This window comes from Leclercia sp. UBA7405, from assembly GCF_037152215.1.
GTDB lineage: Bacteria > Pseudomonadota > Gammaproteobacteria > Enterobacterales > Enterobacteriaceae > Enterobacter > Enterobacter pneumoniae.
On sequence record NZ_JBBCMR010000001.1, the window covers coordinates 25,434 to 43,036 of the forward strand.

Genomic DNA, 17,603 nt, shown 5'->3' on the forward strand with positions numbered 1-17,603 from the left:
CGATGGGCCTGAAACATCTCATTGAAAAACTGGAGCCGCACTTTACGCATGGCGGCAAACTGGAAAAGTATTACCCGCTGTTTGAAGCGACCACAACGGTGTTTTACACCCCGGGTCAGGTGACGAAGGAGGCTGCGCACGTACGCGATGCCATCGATCTCAAAAGGATGATGATCCTCGTCTGGTTTGCCGTCTTCCCTGCGATGTTCTGGGGCATGTACAACGTGGGCCTGCAAACCATCCCGGCGTTGCACCATCTGTACGACGTCCAGCAACTCCAGCAAGTTATTCAGGGCGACTGGCACTACCGCGTGGCGCAGATGCTCGGCGTGAGCTTTGCTGCCGATGCCGGCTGGATAAGCATGATGACCCTGGGGGCCGTCTACTTCCTGCCTGTTTATATGACGGTTTTCCTGGTCGGTGGCTTCTGGGAAGTGCTGTTTGCCATCGTGCGTAAGCACGAGATTAACGAGGGATTCTTCGTCACCTCAATTCTGTTTGCCCTGATTGTGCCCCCCACGCTTCCTTTGTGGCAGGCGGCGATGGGCATCAGTTTTGGCGTGGTGATGGCGAAAGAACTTTTCGGCGGCACCGGACGTAACTTCCTCAATCCGGCCCTGGCCGGCCGTGCTTTTCTCTTCTTTGCCTATCCGGCCCAAATTTCTGGCGACCTGGTCTGGACGGCGGCTGACGGCTTCTCGGGCGCAACGCCGCTTTCGCAGTGGGCGGCACACGGCGGTGAGACGCTGGTCAATAACGCCACCGGCCAGCCCGTTAGCTGGTTTGATGCCTTTATCGGCACCATTCCGGGGTCGATAGGTGAAGTATCAACGCTGATGATCCTGATTGGCGGCGCCATCATTCTGTTTGGTCGCGTCGCCTCCTGGCGCATCGTGGCCGGGGTCATGATCGGCATGATTGCCATCGCCTCGCTCTTTAACCTGATAGGTTCCGACACCAACCCGATGTTCTCTATGCCATGGTACTGGCACCTGGTACTGGGCGGTTTTGCCTTCGGCATGATGTTTATGGCAACCGATCCGGTTTCGGCTTCATTTACCGACAAAGGGAAGTGGTGCTACGGCATCCTGATCGGTGCCATGTGCGTATTGATCCGCGTGGTCAACCCGGCTTATCCGGAAGGGATGATGCTGGCGATCCTGTTTGCCAACCTGTTCGCGCCGCTGTTCGACTACCTGGTGGCGCAGGCCAACATCAGACGGAGGAAGGCGCGTGGCTGAGAACAAAAATAACGATAGCATCGGCAAGACCTTGATGGTGGTGCTGGTGCTGTGCCTGGTGTGCTCCATTGTGGTGGCGGGCTCTGCCGTAGGGCTGAAGTCGCGCCAGCAGGAGCAGCGAGCCCTGGACAAACAGCGCAATATCCTGGCGGTAACGGGACTCATGCAGGGTGAGATGAGCGCTGAAGAGGTCGCACAGACCTTTGCCGAGCGTATCACGCCGAAGCTGGTGGAGCTAAAAACCGGCGCGATACTCGACAAGGATCCAAACAACTATAACCAGGGGCTGGCGCTAAAGGATCCCAAAATGAGTACGGTACTGGAGGCCAGCGAAGATCCGGCGGGTATTAAGCGTCGCAGCAACGTTGCTGAAATCTACCTGGTGCGCGATGAACAACAACGTGTGCAGCAGCTGGTTCTGCCGGTCTATGGCAACGGCCTGTGGTCAATGATGTATGCCTTTGTGGCCCTTGATACCGATGGTCGCACCGTTAAAGGCATCACCTGGTACGACCAGGGAGAAACCCCGGGGCTGGGCGGTGAAGTCGAAAACCCGGGCTGGCGTGCGCAATTTATTGGCAAAAAAGTGCTGGACGATAACGGGCAGCCGGCGCTGAAAGTGATGAAAGGCGCTGCGCGGCAAGGCGACGAGTACGCGGTAGATGGCCTTTCTGGCGCCACGCTCACCTCGAACGGCGTACAACACAGTTTCGATTTCTGGATGGGCGAACTGGGTTTTGGGCCCTTTCTTAAAAAAGTACGTGAAGGAGAGCTGAATCATGGCTGACGCGGGCGAGCTGAAAGAAGTCAAACGGGTTTTGATTGGGCCGTTGATTGCCAATAACCCTATCACCCTGCAGGTGCTGGGGGTCTGCTCGGCGCTGGCGGTGACCACAAAACTGGAAACGGCGGTGGTCATGACTCTGGCGGTGACGCTGGTGACGGCGTTCTCCAGCATGTTTATCTCGATGATTCGCCACCATATCCCCAACAGCGTACGCATTATTGTGCAGATGGCGATCATCGCCTCGCTGGTGATCGTGGTGGATCAACTGTTACGCGCCTTCGCCTATGAAACCTCGAAACAGCTGTCGGTGTTTGTCGGCTTGATCATCACCAACTGTATTGTGATGGGCCGGGCTGAAGCCTACGCCATGAAAATGCCGCCGTTGGCAAGCTTTATGGATGGCATTGGCAACGGCCTCGGTTACGGGGTGATTCTGCTGACCGTGGGCTTCCTGCGAGAGCTGATTGGCAGCGGAAAACTGTTTGGGATTACGGTACTGGATACCGTGCAAAACGGTGGCTGGTACCTGCCGAATGGCCTGTTTTTGCTGGCGCCAAGCGCCTTCTTCATTATCGGTTTGTTGATCTGGGCGGTGAGAACCTGGCGCCCGGAGCAGCAGGAAAAGGAGTAACCGACAATGGCTCATTACCTTAGTTTGTTTGTGCGCGCGGTGTTTGTCGAAAACATGGCGCTCGCGTTCTTCCTCGGGATGTGTACCTTTCTTGCCGTCTCCAAAAAGGTATCGACCGCGTTTGGTCTTGGCGTGGCCGTGACGGTGGTGCTGGGGTTGTCGGTCCCGATTAACAATCTGGTCTTCAACCTGGTGCTGCGCGACGGTGCGCTGGTGGAAGGGGTGGATCTCAGCTTCCTCAACTTTATTACCTTTATTGGCGTGATTGCTGCGCTGGTGCAGATTCTGGAGATGATCCTCGATAAATACTTTCCATCCCTTTACAACGCGCTGGGGATCTTCCTGCCGTTGATTGCGGTGAACTGCGCCATCTTTGGCGGGGTGTCATTTATGGTTCAGCGTGATTACAACTTCACCGAGTCGGTCGTGTACGGATTTGGCTCGGGTATTGGCTGGATGCTGGCGATTGTCACCATGGCAGGGATCCGCGAAAAAATGAAATACGCTAACGTGCCGGCCGGTCTGCGCGGCTTAGGGATCACCTTTATCACCACCGGTTTAATGGCGCTGGGCTTTATGTCCTTCTCCGGTGTGCAGCTATAAGGGCTTAATAAATGGAAATTATTCTTGGCGTCGTGATGTTTACGCTCATCGTTCTGATGCTGTCCGGGTTGATTCTGGTGGCGCGTGCGAAGCTGGTTAATGCCGGTGATGTCACGATCGATATTAACGATGAAGCGGACAAACAGATTCGCACCGCGGCGGGTGATAAGCTGCTCAATACGCTCTCCGGCAACGGCATTTTTGTCTCCTCCGCCTGCGGCGGCGGCGGCTCCTGCGGACAGTGCCGGGTTGTCGTGAAAGAGGGGGGCGGTGACATCCTCCCCACCGAGCTTGCGCATATCAGTAAGCGCGAGGCGAAAGAGGGATGTCGTCTGGCCTGCCAGGTGGCGGTGCGCCAGAACATGAAAATCGAACTGCCTGAAGAGATTTTCGGCGTTAAGAAGTGGCAGTGTGAAGTGATCTCCAACGATAACAAAGCCACCTTTATCAAGGAGCTGAAGCTACGGGTACCGGAAGGCGAAGATGTTCCCTTCCGTGCAGGGGGTTATATTCAAATCGAATGTCCCGAACACACCGTGGCTTACGCCGATTTTGATGTGCCTGACGAGTACCGTGCGGACTGGGATAAATTTAATCTTTTCCGCTTCGTCTCTGAGGTCAAAGAGCCCACGCTGCGGGCGTACTCCATGGCCAACTATCCGGACGAGAAGGGCATCATCATGCTCAATGTGCGTATCGCCACGCCGCCCCCGGGCGTGCCTGATGCGCCGCCGGGAATTATGTCCTCCTATATCTGGTCGCTGAAAGCGGGCGATAACGTCACGATTTCCGGTCCGTTTGGCGAGTTCTTTGCCAAAGAGAGCGAGGCCGAAATGGTCTTTATCGGCGGCGGTGCAGGCATGGCGCCGATGCGCTCACATATCTTCGATCAGCTAAAGCGTCTTGGCAGTAAGCGTAAAATCAGCTTCTGGTACGGTGCCCGTTCGCGGCGTGAGATGTTCTACGATGACGAGTTTGAACAGCTGGCGCGAGAAAATCCTAACTTCAGCTTCCACGTTGCGCTCTCCGATCCGCAGCCGGAAGATAACTGGACGGGCTATACCGGCTTCATTCACAACGTGCTGTATGAGAACTACCTCAAGAACCATGCCGCGCCGGAAGACTGCGAGTTCTACATGTGCGGTCCACCGGTGATGAACGCGGCGGTTATCAGGATGCTGAAAGATCTTGGCGTGGAGGATGAGAACATCATGCTGGACGACTTCGGAGGCTGATATGTTTGTTTTTATCGCCACCTTTGCGGTATTTGTGCTGGTTATCTTTGCCATGTCGCTCGGCTGGATCATCAAGCGTAAAAGCCTGCAGGGCAGCTGCGGTGGGATCTCCTCCCTGGGCATGGAGAAAGTGTGCGACTGCCCGGAACCGTGCGATGCGCGGAAAAAACGGATGGAACGTGATGCCCGGCGTCAGCAGGGCAGAATACTCTAAAATCATCAGGCCGCGCTCGCGGCCTGATTAACGATTAATGCCACTGGCTGGCCTGCGCAGGGGAATCGACCACGACACCGTCGGCACCCAGCATTTTTGCAGTCTGGAAATCTTTGCTGGCGTTGATGCCCAGTAAAATAATGTGCGCATTCCCCTGCGAACGGAAACAGGTCATCGCCTCTTTGTCCCACGTCAGCGTCGCCGGCGAAATGCCTTCGCCAAGCGTGAATTTTTCGACTATCTCAACCTTACGGTTAAGCTCCAGGCCATACCAGTATTCATCCATGGTTTTGGCTGGGGCATCGCACAGATGATTCAGCGAAATGTTTGCCAGACGAGTCCGGGTTTCACTGCGGGTCACAAAGCGCGGTACCGTAGGCGGCAATGCGTCCAGGTAACGATCTTCCGTGGAATAAACGCGAACCCGCTGTAAGCTGTTCGTCTCTTGCAGGGTGGCCGTCAACTGTTTCGCCATCTCCTCCGGCGCCGCATCCGGCGATTTAATATCAATAAAGAACCGGGTCTCTGGCCACTGTTCCAGTACGGCTTTTAGCGTCGGGATGGTGGCATTTGCAATCGTCTCTTTCCATTTGGTACCGGCATTAAAGGTCGTAAGCTCGGCAGCGGTGTAGGCAGAAACTTTTCCCTTCATTGACGTTAACGCCTGCAGGTCGCTGGGACGATAAAGCACCGGCACGCCGTCACGGCTAAGCTGTACGGTTATCCAGATGGCCTGAGCCTGATTTTGCAGCGCCAGCTTAATGGCCGGCAGGGTATTTTCTGGCGCGTCGCCCGTGCCGCCACGATGCGCAATGATTTCTGGGCTGGCCCAGAGCGAGGTGCTGAGAAACAGCAGCGAGGCGGCAATCCGTTTGTTCATGAAACGATCTCCAGAGATTTTTTAACGTAATGAATTATAAGGTTTTTATAGGATTCTCTTTTTAACATAGCCGTATGACGGTAATGAGACGCTAAAACGGCTGTCGCATTAAATGTTGTTTGTTATACTGTATGCAATTACAGGTATGGTGAATGGAATGCGCAAAATCATTCATGTCGATATGGACTGCTTTTTTGCTGCGGTAGAGATGCGGGACAATCCGGCGCTGCGGGATATCCCCATCGCTATCGGCGGCAGCCGCGTAAAGCGGGGCGTCATCAGCACGGCAAATTACCCGGCGCGCAAATTTGGCGTGCGCAGCGCCATGCCTACGGCGATGGCCCTGAAGCTATGCCCCCACTTAACCCTGTTGCCGGGTCGCTTTGAGGCCTACAAAGAAGCGTCGCTGCATATTCGCGATATCTTCTCCCGCTACACCTCTCTCATTGAGCCCCTGTCGCTTGACGAAGCCTATCTCGACGTTACGGAAAGCCTGCATTGCCACGGCTCGGCAACGTTGATGGCGCAGGAGATTCGCCAAACCATCTCCAACGAACTCAACCTCACCGCCTCGGCGGGGGTGGCGCCGGTAAAATTTCTGGCCAAGATCGCGTCCGATCTTAATAAGCCCAACGGTCAGTATGTGATCACGCCCGATGACGTCCCGGTGTTCTTAAAAACCCTGTCGCTCAGTAAAATCCCCGGGGTGGGCAAAGTCTCTGCGGCAAAGCTGGAGAGCATGGGGCTTCGCACCTGCGAAGATGTGCAAAATAGCGATCTTGCTATGCTCCTTAAGCGGTTCGGTAAATTTGGCCGGGTGTTGTGGGAGCGAAGCCAGGGGATTGACGATCGCGACGTTAACAGCGAGCGGCTGCGAAAATCGGTTGGTGTGGAGCGCACCTTGATTGATGACATTCATGACTGGGCGGAGTGTGAAAAAATCATTACCGAACAGCTCTATCCCGAGCTAGAGCGGCGACTGGCGAAAGTGAAGCCAGACCTGTTGATTGCCCGTCAGGGGGTCAAACTTAAATTTAACGATTTTCAGCAGACGACCCAGGAGCACGTCTGGCCGCGTCTCAACAAAGACGACCTTGTCGCCACCGCGAAGAAAACCTGGGCAGAGCGTCGGGCAGGGCGGGGCGTACGGCTGGTGGGTTTACACGTCACGCTATTGGATCCGCAATTAGAGCGGCAGCTGTTGCTGGGGTTATAAAAAAGCCCGGCGGAGCCGGGCTGGATGGCGAGCAGAAATGCTTACTTCGCCGGGATGGCTTTCAGCAGTTCTGTCAGCAGGGTCCAGTAGTGGCCCACGCTTTCAATATGAACTTGCTCGTCTGGCGAGTGCGGACCCGTAATGGTTGGGCCGATAGACACCATGTCCATATCCGGGTACGGTTTTTTAAACAGACCGCACTCCAGACCGGCGTGAATCACCTGAATGTTCGGGGTGCTGTTGAACAGACGCTGGTAGGTTTCACGAACCAGGGCCATTACCGGCGAGCTTGCGTCCGGCTGCCAGCCTGGATAGCTGCCTTTTGCGGATGTTTTCGCTCCGGCCAGGGCGCCCAGCGACTCCAGCATACTCACAACGTACTCTTTACCGCTGTCGATAAGTGAACGGATCAGGCAGATGATTTCTGCGCTGTCGTCGCTCATGGTCACCACGCCCACGTTCAGGGAGGTTTCCACCACCCCTTTCGCGACGTCGGAGTTACGGATCACGCCGTTTGGTGTGGCATTCAGCAACTGAACAAAGGCGTCACGGGATGCGGTAGTCAGCGCCGCTTTGTCGCTGGAGACGGCTTCGAGCACCACGGTCAGGTTCTTCTCTTTCACCGAGAGTTCGTTTTTCAGGATATCCAGATAAACGTTCGCCTGGTTTTTCAGCGCGTCGGCTTTGTCAGCCGCAACGGCGACGGTGGCGAAGGCTTCGCGCGGGATGGCGTTACGCAGGGTGCCGCCATTGAAATCGACAAGGCGCAGATCCAGTTCGGCCGCGTGGCCTGCCAGGAAGCGTGCCAGCAGTTTGTTCGCATTGCCCAGGCCCAGGTGAATATCGCCGCCGGAGTGGCCACCTTTCAGCCCTTTCAGGGTCAGCTTAAAGGTCTGGAAATTGGCGGGTACCGCTTCACGGGTCAGCGGCAGGGTGGCGATGAAATCGATACCGCCAGCGCAACCCATGTAGATCTCACCCTCTTCTTCGGAGTCGGTGTTGATCAGGATATCTGCCTGCAGCCAGTTCGCCTGCAGACCAAATGCGCCGTCCATACCCGCTTCTTCCGTCATGGTCAGCAACACTTCCAGCGGGCCATGCTCAACGCTGTCATCAGCCAGTACGGCCAGGGCAGAGGCCATGCCGATACCGTTATCCGCGCCCAGCGTGGTGCCGCGCGCTTTAACCCACTCGCCGTCGATGTACGGCTGAATCGGATCTTTAGTGAAGTCGTGGACGGTGTCGTTGTTTTTCTGTGGAACCATGTCCAGGTGCGCTTGCAGTACAACTGCTTTGCGGTTTTCCATGCCTTTGGTGGCAGGTTTACGGATCAGAATGTTACCAACCTGGTCGCGCTCGGCGTGCAGCCCTTTTTCCTTCGCCCAGCCCATGATGTGTTCGGCAAGCTGTTCTTCGTGATAGGAAGGGTGAGGAATGGAGCAGATTTTGGCAAAAATATCCCACAGCGGTTGTGGAGATAGTTGAGACAGTTCAGACACTATGAGTCTCCTTGTCGATATCCTGCAACAGGGATGCAGGACACGGGGTTAGCAGGTTTAGAGTCACCACAAGTCAGACTTGCGAGATGCGGTTGAGAATACCACTTTCTCTGGCGACGCATAGTATTAAGCATGCAAAAACTCCACCCCATGCCGCTTAACACTGGTTTTTAGTGCGTCAGATCTCTATAATCTCGCGCAACCTGGTTCACCCCTCATTTTTTTAAGCCGTATACAAACAGGCTGGGACACTTCACATGAGCGAAAAATACGTCGTCACCTGGGACATGTTGCAGATTCACGCACGCAAACTGGCTGCGCGCCTGATGCCTTCCGAACAGTGGAAAGGCATTATCGCCGTTAGCCGTGGCGGTTTGGTACCGGGGGCGCTGCTGGCACGTGAGCTGGGTATTCGTCATGTCGATACCGTCTGCATCTCAAGCTACGACCATGACAACCAGCGTGAGCTGACAGTACTCAAGCGCGCCGAAGGTGATGGCGAAGGCTTTATCGTTATTGACGATCTGGTCGATACCGGTGGCACCGCGGTCGCTATTCGCGAAATGTATCCAAAAGCGCATTTCGTCACTATCTTCGCAAAACCGGCGGGTAAACCACTGGTTGATGATTATGTGATTGATATCCCGCAAGATACCTGGATTGAGCAGCCATGGGATATGGGCGTGGTCTTCGTACCGCCTATTTCAGGCCGCTAAATCCTCTTTTTAACGCCCGGTGACGCCGGGCGTTATTGTTTTTGCCTGTAGCACGTTACAATAGCCTTCTCTGACGTATCTCTAGAGGCAGCGCGAAATGACCCAGGCGAATCTCAGCGAAATTCTCTTCAAACCCAAATTCAAACATCCGGAAACCTCGACCCTGGTTCGCCGCTTCAACAGTGGCACAGAGCAGCAGGTGCAGTCCGCGCTGGATGGCAAAAATATTCCTCACTGGTATCGCATGATTAACCGCCTGATGTGGATTTGGCGCGGGATCGATCCGCGTGAAATTCTGGAGGTGCAGGCGCGCATTGTGATGAGTGATGCCGAGCGTACCGATCCGGAACTGTACGACACGGTGGTGGGATATCGTGGCGGCAACTGGATCTATGAGTGGGCAAAACAGGCGATGCTCTGGCAGCAGAAAGCCACGCAGGAGCCAGACCCGGCCCTCAGCGGCCAGCACTGGCTGCACGCCGCCGACCTTTACAGTATCGCGGCGTATCCGCATCTGAAGGGCGATGAGCTGGCAGAGCAGGCGCAGGCGCTGGCGAATCGCGCCTATCAGGAGGCCGCGCAGCATCTGCCTGGGCGGATACGTGAAATCGAATTCACCATTCCCGGCGGCCCCTCCGTGACCGGGTTCCTGCATATGCCCGCAGGCGAGGGTCCCTTCCCGACGGTAATGATGTGCGGCGGCCTCGATTCTCTGCAGACCGATTATTACAGCCTTTATGAACGCTATTTCGCCCCGCAGGGCGTCGCGATGCTCACCCTGGATATGCCCTCTATTGGCTTCTCTTCGAAATGGAAGCTGACCCAGGATTCTAGCTTGCTCCATCAGCACGCCCTGAGATCGCTGGAAAAAAATCCCTGGGTCGATCATACCCGCGTCGCGGCATTTGGTTTCCGTTTTGGTGCGAACGTGGCGGTGCGTCTGGCCTATCTGGAGTCGTCGCGCCTGAAGGCGGTGGCCTGTCTCGGTCCGGTCGTCCACGCCCTGCTTAGTGAACCCGCCCGGCAGGGGGGCGTGCCAGAGATGTATCTGGACGTGCTCGCCAGCCGCCTGGGCATGCAGCAAGCCTCCGACGAGGCGCTGCGCATCGAGCTCAACCGTTATTCGTTAAAAACGCAGGGCTTGCTGGGGCGACGCTGCCCAACGCCGATGCTCTCGGGCTACTGGAAGAACGATCCATTCAGCCCGGAAGAGGAGTCACGTTTAATCACCTCGTCATCTGTCGATGGCAAGCTGCTGGAGGTGCCGTTTAGCCCGGTTTACCAGAATTTTGACAAAGCACTGCAGCAAATCTCGCGTTGGATCCATCAGAGATTGTGTTGATTGATTGCTAATTTTTTGTGGTTTGGTAAAACAGTGGCTTCACAAAAGGAGATCGCAATGACGTTACCGAGTGGACATCCGAAAAGTAGAATGATCAAAAAGTTCATGGCTCTTGGCCCGTATATCCGGGAAGAGCAGTGCGAAGGGGCACGCTTTTTTTTCGATTGCCTGGCAGTTTGCGTCAATGTTAAGCCCGCGCCGGAAAAGCGCGAATTCTGGGGCTGGTGGATGGAGATGGAAGCAGAAGAGAGCCGATTTACTTACAGCTACCAGTTTGGTCTGTTTGATAAAGATGGGCACTGGCAGGCGGTCGCCATTAAAGATCCCGAGGTGGTGCAGCGTCTGGAACACACCCTGCGTGAATTCCATGAAAAAGCACGCACTCTGCTGGCAAGTTTTGAACTGAAACTGGAACCTGCCGATGATTTCACCAATCAACCGGTGAAACTTACCGCCTGATTGCGGGGTCACCCATACAAAATAAAAAAGCCCGGCGCTCTGGCAGCCGGGCTTTTTTTTAGTCTGAATTAGAACTGATAGGTCATACCCACGGCAACGATGTCGTCGCTGCTCACGCCCAGCGCATTATCGTCGTCGATCTGGTTGATTTTATAATCAACAAACGCGGACATGTTTTTGTTGAAATAATAGGTCGCGCCCACATCGATATATTTCACGAGATCTTCGCTGCCGATCCCTTCAATATTTTTGCCTTTAGACTGGACATAACCCAGGGATGGGCGCAGACCAAAGTCAAATTGATATTGTGCCACTACTTCAAAGTTCTGTGCTTTATTCGCAAAGCCACCGGAAATAGGGGTCATATTGCGGGTTTCGGTATACATAGCCGCCAGGTAGATATCGTTAGCGTCATATTTCAGACCGGTACCCCAGGCTTCGGCTTTGTCGCCGTTACCACGTGCCAGCAAGTTCTGATCGTTAGTACGATCGGAGTTGGTATACGCGCCGCTCACCGCAAACGCGCTGCCGCCGAAGTCATAGCTTAAAGAGGTACCGAAGCCGTCGCCGTTCTGTTTCTTGGCGTCGCGATCTTCGTTTTTACCCTGATATTGCAGAGTCAGGTCCAGGCCGTCTACCGCACCGAAGAAGTCGGTGTTGCGATACGTCGCCAGGCCGCTGGAGCGTTTGGTCATGAAGTTATCGGTCTGACCAGAGGAGTCGCCGCCGAATTCAGGGAACATATCGGTCCAGGCTTCGACGTCGTACAGTGCGCCCAGGTTACGGCCATAGTCGAAAGAACCAATATCTTTAATTTTAAGACCGGCGAAGGCCAGACGGGTCTTTTGCGTAGCGTCGCTCTCGGCTTTGTTGCCAGAGAATTCTGCTTCCCAGCGACCGTAACCGGTCAGCTGATCGTTAATTTGAGTTTCGCCTTTAAAGCCGAAACGGACGTAGGTCTGGTCACCATCTTTGGCGTCGTCATCACTGAGGTAGTGCATGGCTTTTACTTTACCGTACACATCCAGTTTATTTCCGTTTTTATTAAAAACTTCTGCTGCGTGAACAGATGCGGAAGCAACAACGCTCATTACCACTAATGCCAGAGTACTCTTTTTCATTTTCAATCCTGAGTGTTTTGTAAACGCGCTAATATTCGCTGAGCAATAAGAATCGACTTATTACCCCGTGAAAAACAGGAAGGGTTTTAACGTCCGCGGGTGAACGTTTTATGACAATTTCAAAATAATTTCAAAAAGCGCTGATTTATTATTTCAGTAATAAAAATGTAAAAATCTGCCGCTACGCTTCCTGATCCCGCGCAATAAAGTGTTCCCCTCTGCGCAAAGCCTGTTGGCAACGCGGCTCAGTCCTGCTAAAACGTCTGATTAACATCATTTTCCCTTATTGTTGAACGGCAGAGAATCATGAGTGATAGCCAGACGCTGGTCGTAAAACTCGGTACCAGTGTATTAACAGGCGGATCGCGCCGCCTTAATCGCGCCCATATCGTTGAGCTGGTGCGCCAGTGCGCGCAGCTGCATGCCGCAGGGCATCGCATTGTTATTGTTACCTCCGGCGCGATTGCCGCCGGGCGCGAACATCTGGGCTACCCTGAACTCCCCGCAACGATTGCCTCCAAGCAGCTGCTCGCCGCCGTGGGCCAAAGCCGTCTGATTCAGCTTTGGGAGCAGCTCTTCTCCATTTACGGCATTCACGTAGGCCAGATGTTGCTGACCCGCGCAGACATGGAAGACCGCGAGCGTTTCCTGAACGCGCGGGATACCCTGCGCGCGCTTCTGGATAACAACATTGTGCCGGTCATCAACGAAAACGATGCGGTGGCCACCGCCGAAATCAAAGTCGGCGATAACGATAACCTCTCTGCACTGGCGGCTATTCTGGCGGGAGCCGATAAACTGCTGCTGCTGACCGACCAGCAAGGGCTGTTCACCGCCGATCCGCGTACCAACCCACAGGCTGAACTGATCACCGATGTGAAAGGGATCGACGATGCGCTGCGCGCGATTGCCGGCGACAGTGTTTCGGGCCTGGGGACGGGCGGCATGGGCACAAAACTGCAGGCTGCGGACGTGGCTTGCCGCGCGGGTATCGATACCATTATTGCGGCGGGCAGCCGTCCTGGCGTGATTGGCGATGTGATGGAGGGTATCTCTGTCGGCACGCGTTTCCATGCCGAAGCGACGCCGCTGGAGAACCGTAAACGCTGGATCTTCGGTGCCCCCCCGGCGGGGCAGCTCACCGTGGACGAAGGCGCGACCGCGGCAATTCTGGAACGTGGGAGCTCATTGCTTCCAAAAGGCATTAAAAACGTGACAGGTAACTTCTCCCGTGGTGAAGTGATCCGCATCTGCAATCAGGAAGGGCGCGATATTGCCCACGGCGTTTCTCGCTATAACAGCGATGCGCTGCGCCGTATCGCAGGCCATCACTCCCAGCAGATTGACGCGATTCTCGGGTATGAATATGGCCCGGTTGCTGTTCATCGTGACGATATGATCATTCGCTAAGGAGCCAGAAAATGTTGGAACAAATGGGCGCCGCCGCCAAAGCCGCCTCGTACAAGCTGGCGCTCCTCTCCAGCCGCGAGAAAAACCGCGTGCTGGAAAAAATCGCTGATTATCTGGAAGCACAGTCCGCTGAGATTCTGCTCGCCAACGAACAGGATCTGCTGGAAGCCCGTCGCAATGGTCTGAGCGAGGCGATGCTCGACCGCCTGGCCCTGAATCCGGCGCGTCTGAAAAGCATCGCCGACGATGTGCGTCAGGTCTGCAATCTGGCCGACCCGGTTGGACAAATTATTGACGGCGGTCTGCTGGACAGCGGCCTGCGCATTGAACGTCGCCGCGTACCGCTGGGCGTAATCGGCGTGATTTATGAAGCCCGCCCGAACGTGACGGTGGATGTAGCCTCCCTGTGCCTGAAAACCGGCAACGCCGCGATCCTGCGCGGCGGGAAAGAGACCTGGCGTACCAACGCCGCGACCGTGAAAGTGATTCAGCAAGCGCTGGAAGAGTGCGGCCTGCCAGCCGGTGCTGTACAGGCGATCGAAAGTCCGGATCGCGCGCTGGTAACCGAAATGCTGCGCATGGATAAGTACATCGACATGTTGATCCCGCGCGGTGGCGCTGGCCTGCACAAACTGTGCCGCGAGCAGTCAACGATCCCGGTGATCACCGGAGGGATCGGGGTGTGTCACATCCTGGTCGATGAGAGCGCCGAGATCGACCCGGCGCTGAAGATCATCGTTAACGCTAAAACCCAGCGTCCCAGCACCTGTAACACCGTTGAAACGCTGCTGGTACACCGGAGCATCGCCAGCGCCTTCCTGCCGGCGCTGAGTAAGCAGATGGCGGAAAGCGGCGTCACCCTCCATGCAGAACCGGATGCGCTGGCACTGCTGCAAAACGGCCCGGCGAAGGTTGAGGCGGTGAAAGCGGAACAGTATGACGACGAATACCTGTCACTGGATCTGAACGTCAAACTGGTGGCCGATCTGGATGAGGCCATTGCGCACATCCGTGAACATGGCACGCAGCACTCTGATGCTATCCTGACCCGCACGCTGCGCCACGCCGACCGCTTTATCAATGAAGTGGACTCATCGGCGGTGTACGTCAATGCCTCTACCCGCTTCACCGACGGCGGCCAGTTTGGCCTGGGCGCGGAAGTGGCAGTAAGCACCCAGAAGCTGCATGCGCGTGGCCCAATGGGGCTTGAAGCCTTAACTACCTACAAGTGGGTCGGCTTCGGCGACGACACGGTGCGTCGCTAACGACGCTGATGCACGCGGGTGGCTTGTAGGGCCGCCCGCGTTACTCTTCCAGCCGCTGCCCTGTGCGCTCTTGCGCCGCCGAGTCGAGCGCGGCCATCTGCTCCTGCAGCGCTGCCAGACTGAGCGGCCGCCCAATCAAGTACCCCTGGGTTTCATCGCACTCCATCATCATCAGTTTTTGCAGCTGTCCTTCCGTCTCAACCCCCTCCGCCGTGATGCTCAGCGAAAAAGCTTTGCCGAGGCCGATAATATTTTCAACTATGGTGTTGGCACTGTCGCTCTCCGGCATGCCGGAGATAAAGGACTTATCGAGCTTGATCCCATCGAACGGGAAGTTGCGCAGATAGCTGAGGGAGGAGTAGCCGGTGCCAAAATCGTCCATCAGCAATTTCACCCCCAGCTTCTTAAGCGCCAGCATCAGCTCAAGGCTATTTTCCGGGTTCCATAGCGTGGCGTTTTCAGTGATCTCAATCTCCAGCCGCGCCGGGTCGAGCCCGGAGAGGGTTAATGCGTCACGGATGCGCTCTACCAGGCTCCAGGACTGGAACTCCACGGCGGAGATGTTGACCGACACCGAGAGGCCATTCAGAGATTGCTGCGCATCGTGACAGGCGGTCTTAAGTACCCAGTCGCTGAGCGCAACGATAAGGCCGGTCTCTTCTGCCAGCGAGATAAACTGATCGGGCATGAGCAGGCCAAGCTCAGGATGTTCCCAGCGAATAAGGGCCTCCACGGCGATAATCCGCGATGAGTTGTGTCCATAGCGCGGCTGATACACCAGGCGGAACTGCTCTTTCTTGATGGCCTCGCGCAGGCCGTTTTCCATCTCGCGGCGTTGCACCATCTGCTCGGCCATTTCCGCAGTGTAAAAGAGCCATTTGTTGCGCCCGCTGCTTTTGGCTTTATAAAGCGCGATGTCTGAGAAGCGCAGCAGTTCGCCCGCGTCGACGGCATCCTGCGGGGCCATCGCAATCCCGATACTGGCGCCGATAAATATCTCATTGCCGTTGATAAAGAATGGCCGCGCCAGCTCGGCGAGAATACGTTCACACAGATGTTCGATATCCTGACGATCGAGAATGTCAGAGATAATCAGGATAAATTCGTCTCCCCCCTGGCGTGCCACCAGATCGTAGTCGCGCACGCAGTGGCGTAGACGGGCCGAGACCTCATGCAGCACGGTATCGCCAGCACCGTGACCGAACAGATCATTCACCGGCTTGAACTTATCCAGATCGAGGCTGATCATTGCCAGCGGATGCGCCTGCGTAGGCTGCGCTTGCAGCTTACCCTCCAGAAACTCGCGCATTCTTACCCGGTTAGGCAGGCCGGTCAGTTCGTCATGGCGCGAGAGATACTGTACGCGCGCCTGGGCTTCAACTTCGAGCGTGACGTCCGTGGCGGTGCCCCGGTAGCCGGTAATCCCCTCCGGCGTGATAACAGGCTTCAGGGCGATATGACAATAGCGCTGGTGGCCCATTGCCGAAAGATAGCGGCAGTGAAGCAGCCGGCGATGGCCCGTCTGGCCCGGCAGGGTGATCCACTCCGCCAGCGGTTGACCCTCAGCCTCTAAAAATTCAGTCACCGGACGGCCAATCCATGCCGATATGCTGTGCCCGGTAATGCCGGGAAAGCGGTCCGAAAGCCACGTAAAACGCAGGTCGGGGTCCGTTTCCCAGATCCAGTCCGTGGTGGCCTCGGCCACGTCGCGAAAGCGCCTTTCGCTGGCGGTGAGGGCAAGACGACTTTGGGTCAGCAGGAAGGTGTTTTCATCAAACATCCGGGCTTTTTTTAGCGCGTTGCGCCCCAGAATCACCCCGGCAAAGCCGGTACAGAGCGCCAGTAAAATCAGCAGCGGCAGGATATAGCGCATCAGTTCCCGACCGGGGTTTTCACTTTTCCACTCAAAAGCGATCTGCTGCCCGTCGATAGGCAGGGTGGCAACGCCGCGACGCCCCGCTAACGCCGGCGCATTGCTACGTTGCACGCGGGCCTGGGCGATGCCGTACTCTTCCCCCATCGCCATCAACTTTTTGTCATCCAGCACGTCCACAAACACCAGTACAGGCGCCGGGCCGGGAATACGTGTTATGCGTGAGTCATCGCCAGGGGTAATGCGCGCCGCTGACACCAGGGCGGGATGTCCAGCTTTCATGACGATGGTGCTGGCCAGCGGTTCCCCGTCCGGCCTGTCGATTTTATGCAATAGCTCCGGAACAGGGTTATCCCCCAGCCACGCTTGCAGAGGCCGCGTGACCAGCGCGCCGTCGATCACGCTATAGCGTGTCTGGCCGGCACCATCGAGTACGAATATCCCCTCGTACTCAAAATCACGCCAGAGCGTGGCGCCCATATTTTGCCGGGTATAAGCCCATTCAACGTCCACGTAGGGGTGAAGGTGCTGATAGGCCTCGCCCCACCAGGCATAGTCTTTGATATGGGTGGTTAGGATATCAATGCGGTTATGGATCGCTTTTTCCAGCAGCAGGGCGCTATGTTTATCGGTTTCCTGGTTGATATTGTGCACGATAATCAGCAGCACAATGATGGCGATGACAAACAGGGCCGATAGCAGTGACACCATGAGCATCAGGGCGCGTTTGATAAAGGAGGCCGTACTTTTATGCTCCAGAACCGGCCCGGTCGTCTCATCATTGACAAAAAGTTTCTGCATCCGATACCCACTCCCGATTTTATTGCAGCGGTCTGGGAAGTATCGACCTGCGCTCACGGGGCTTTATTGTAGAGAGATAAAATTGAAGATAGCTGATTTCGAAAGGAAAGAGGGGAGGGAGTGGCCGCGAGCGGGTCTTTTAATGATAAATGTGAAGGCAGGAGGGACTGCGTTTTAGTTAGGGTTACCCATACATTTTGTGCTGATTATTCAGGGCTTGATGCAAAAAACATCAACTGGAAGGCGAAGGTGTTGACGGGGAAAGCGCTTTTTCTTAACCTTGCAAACCGTTGTCACGTTCGTGGCAGGC

General features: G+C 55.8%; 16 protein-coding genes. 12 read left to right on the forward strand and 4 right to left on the reverse strand.

The window, feature by feature from the left end:
• Nucleotides 1-2 precede the first annotated feature (2 nt).
• Genes WFN75_RS00135 through nqrM form a run of 6 tightly spaced genes read left to right on the forward strand, consistent with a single transcriptional unit; the run spans nt 3 to nt 4,711 of the window.
• Nucleotides 3-1,241 (forward strand): NADH:ubiquinone reductase (Na(+)-transporting) subunit B, encoded by a 1,239-nt coding sequence (locus WFN75_RS00135; protein ID WP_336995401.1) that lies wholly within the window; start codon nt 3-5, stop codon nt 1,239-1,241.
• Nucleotides 1,234-2,028 (forward strand): Na(+)-translocating NADH-quinone reductase subunit C, encoded by a 795-nt coding sequence (locus tag WFN75_RS00140; protein ID WP_336995402.1) that lies wholly within the window; start codon nt 1,234-1,236, stop codon nt 2,026-2,028. Before WFN75_RS00135 ends, WFN75_RS00140 begins: the two co-directional genes overlap by 8 nt.
• Entirely contained in the window at nt 2,021-2,659 is a 639-nt protein-coding gene (locus WFN75_RS00145) for an NADH:ubiquinone reductase (Na(+)-transporting) subunit D (RefSeq protein WP_032616678.1), read from the forward strand. Before WFN75_RS00140 ends, WFN75_RS00145 begins: the two co-directional genes overlap by 8 nt.
• A 6-nt stretch (nt 2,660-2,665) precedes the next feature.
• Nucleotides 2,666-3,262, forward strand: coding sequence for an NADH:ubiquinone reductase (Na(+)-transporting) subunit E (gene nqrE / locus WFN75_RS00150; protein ID WP_046886710.1), 597 nt, complete (start codon nt 2,666-2,668; stop codon nt 3,260-3,262).
• An 11-nt stretch (nt 3,263-3,273) separates the two neighbouring features.
• Nucleotides 3,274-4,497 (forward strand): NADH:ubiquinone reductase (Na(+)-transporting) subunit F, encoded by a 1,224-nt coding sequence (nqrF, locus tag WFN75_RS00155; RefSeq protein WP_336995403.1) that lies wholly within the window; start codon nt 3,274-3,276, stop codon nt 4,495-4,497.
• 1 nt (nt 4,498) lies between these two features.
• Nucleotides 4,499-4,711: a (Na+)-NQR maturation NqrM gene (nqrM, locus tag WFN75_RS00160; protein WP_046886712.1), complete on the forward strand. Its 213-nt coding sequence runs from the start codon at nt 4,499-4,501 to the stop codon at nt 4,709-4,711.
• 34 nt (nt 4,712-4,745) lie between these two features.
• Here nqrM and WFN75_RS00165 read toward each other — a convergent pair whose 3' ends face one another.
• Nucleotides 4,746-5,591, reverse strand: a complete 846-nt coding sequence (locus WFN75_RS00165; protein WP_263616459.1) for a glycerophosphodiester phosphodiesterase family protein — start codon at nt 5,589-5,591, stop codon at nt 4,746-4,748.
• A gap of 157 nt (nt 5,592-5,748) precedes the next feature.
• On the opposite strand from WFN75_RS00165, the gene dinB reads away from it, so the two are divergent.
• On the forward strand, nt 5,749-6,807 hold the full coding sequence (gene dinB / locus WFN75_RS00170; protein ID WP_336995404.1) for a DNA polymerase IV: 1,059 nt from the start codon (nt 5,749-5,751) through the stop codon (nt 6,805-6,807).
• A gap of 41 nt (nt 6,808-6,848) precedes the next feature.
• Here the strand turns inward: dinB and pepD are convergent, their stop codons facing one another.
• A complete protein-coding gene (gene pepD / locus WFN75_RS00175; protein ID WP_046886715.1) occupies nt 6,849-8,306 on the reverse strand; it encodes a cytosol nonspecific dipeptidase in 1,458 nt (485 codons plus the stop codon).
• 257 nt (nt 8,307-8,563) lie between these two features.
• On the opposite strand from pepD, the gene gpt reads away from it, so the two are divergent.
• The 3 genes from gpt to crl all read left to right on the forward strand — a co-directional run bounded on the left by gpt (nt 8,564) and on the right by crl (nt 10,823).
• Nucleotides 8,564-9,022 (forward strand): xanthine phosphoribosyltransferase, encoded by a 459-nt coding sequence (gene gpt, locus WFN75_RS00180; protein WP_040077024.1) that lies wholly within the window; start codon nt 8,564-8,566, stop codon nt 9,020-9,022.
• A gap of 97 nt (nt 9,023-9,119) precedes the next feature.
• Nucleotides 9,120-10,364 carry an esterase FrsA gene (gene frsA / locus WFN75_RS00185; RefSeq protein WP_046886716.1) on the forward strand — a complete coding sequence of 415 codons (1,245 nt, stop codon included), beginning with the start codon at nt 9,120-9,122 and terminating at the stop codon, nt 10,362-10,364.
• A gap of 57 nt (nt 10,365-10,421) precedes the next feature.
• A complete protein-coding gene (gene crl, locus WFN75_RS00190) occupies nt 10,422-10,823 on the forward strand; it encodes a sigma factor-binding protein Crl (protein WP_046886717.1) in 402 nt (133 codons plus the stop codon).
• Nucleotides 10,824-10,891: 68 nt separating this feature from the next.
• Here the strand turns inward: crl and phoE are convergent, their stop codons facing one another.
• A complete protein-coding gene (gene phoE, locus WFN75_RS00195; RefSeq protein WP_288821311.1) occupies nt 10,892-11,944 on the reverse strand; it encodes a phosphoporin PhoE in 1,053 nt (350 codons plus the stop codon).
• A gap of 306 nt (nt 11,945-12,250) precedes the next feature.
• Between phoE and proB the strand changes: the two genes are divergently transcribed.
• Entirely contained in the window at nt 12,251-13,354 is a 1,104-nt protein-coding gene (proB, locus tag WFN75_RS00200) for a glutamate 5-kinase (RefSeq protein WP_040077021.1), read from the forward strand.
• An 11-nt stretch (nt 13,355-13,365) separates the two neighbouring features.
• Nucleotides 13,366-14,619: a glutamate-5-semialdehyde dehydrogenase gene (gene proA / locus WFN75_RS00205; RefSeq protein WP_263616462.1), complete on the forward strand. Its 1,254-nt coding sequence runs from the start codon at nt 13,366-13,368 to the stop codon at nt 14,617-14,619.
• A gap of 40 nt (nt 14,620-14,659) precedes the next feature.
• Here the strand turns inward: proA and WFN75_RS00210 are convergent, their stop codons facing one another.
• Nucleotides 14,660-17,293, reverse strand: coding sequence for a bifunctional diguanylate cyclase/phosphodiesterase (locus WFN75_RS00210; protein WP_336995405.1), 2,634 nt, complete (start codon nt 17,291-17,293; stop codon nt 14,660-14,662).
• Nucleotides 17,294-17,603 lie beyond the last annotated feature (310 nt).

Coding starts and splice junctions, on each gene's coding strand:
- WFN75_RS00135 (WP_336995401.1), top strand. CDS start 3: ATGGGCCTGAAACATCTCATTGAAAAACTGGAGCCGCACTTTACGCAT.
- WFN75_RS00145 (WP_032616678.1), top strand. CDS start 2,021: ATGGCTGACGCGGGCGAGCTGAAAGAAGTCAAACGGGTTTTGATTGGG.
- nqrE (WP_046886710.1), top strand. CDS start 2,666: ATGGCTCATTACCTTAGTTTGTTTGTGCGCGCGGTGTTTGTCGAAAAC.
- nqrF (WP_336995403.1), top strand. CDS start 3,274: ATGGAAATTATTCTTGGCGTCGTGATGTTTACGCTCATCGTTCTGATG.
- nqrM (WP_046886712.1), top strand. CDS start 4,499: ATGTTTGTTTTTATCGCCACCTTTGCGGTATTTGTGCTGGTTATCTTT.
- WFN75_RS00165 (WP_263616459.1), bottom strand. CDS start 5,591: ATGAACAAACGGATTGCCGCCTCGCTGCTGTTTCTCAGCACCTCGCTC.
- dinB (WP_336995404.1), top strand. CDS start 5,749: ATGCGCAAAATCATTCATGTCGATATGGACTGCTTTTTTGCTGCGGTA.
- gpt (WP_040077024.1), top strand. CDS start 8,564: ATGAGCGAAAAATACGTCGTCACCTGGGACATGTTGCAGATTCACGCA.
- frsA (WP_046886716.1), top strand. CDS start 9,120: ATGACCCAGGCGAATCTCAGCGAAATTCTCTTCAAACCCAAATTCAAA.
- crl (WP_046886717.1), top strand. CDS start 10,422: ATGACGTTACCGAGTGGACATCCGAAAAGTAGAATGATCAAAAAGTTC.
- phoE (WP_288821311.1), bottom strand. CDS start 11,944: ATGAAAAAGAGTACTCTGGCATTAGTGGTAATGAGCGTTGTTGCTTCC.
- proB (WP_040077021.1), top strand. CDS start 12,251: ATGAGTGATAGCCAGACGCTGGTCGTAAAACTCGGTACCAGTGTATTA.
- proA (WP_263616462.1), top strand. CDS start 13,366: ATGTTGGAACAAATGGGCGCCGCCGCCAAAGCCGCCTCGTACAAGCTG.
- WFN75_RS00210 (WP_336995405.1), bottom strand. CDS start 17,293: ATGCAGAAACTTTTTGTCAATGATGAGACGACCGGGCCGGTTCTGGAG.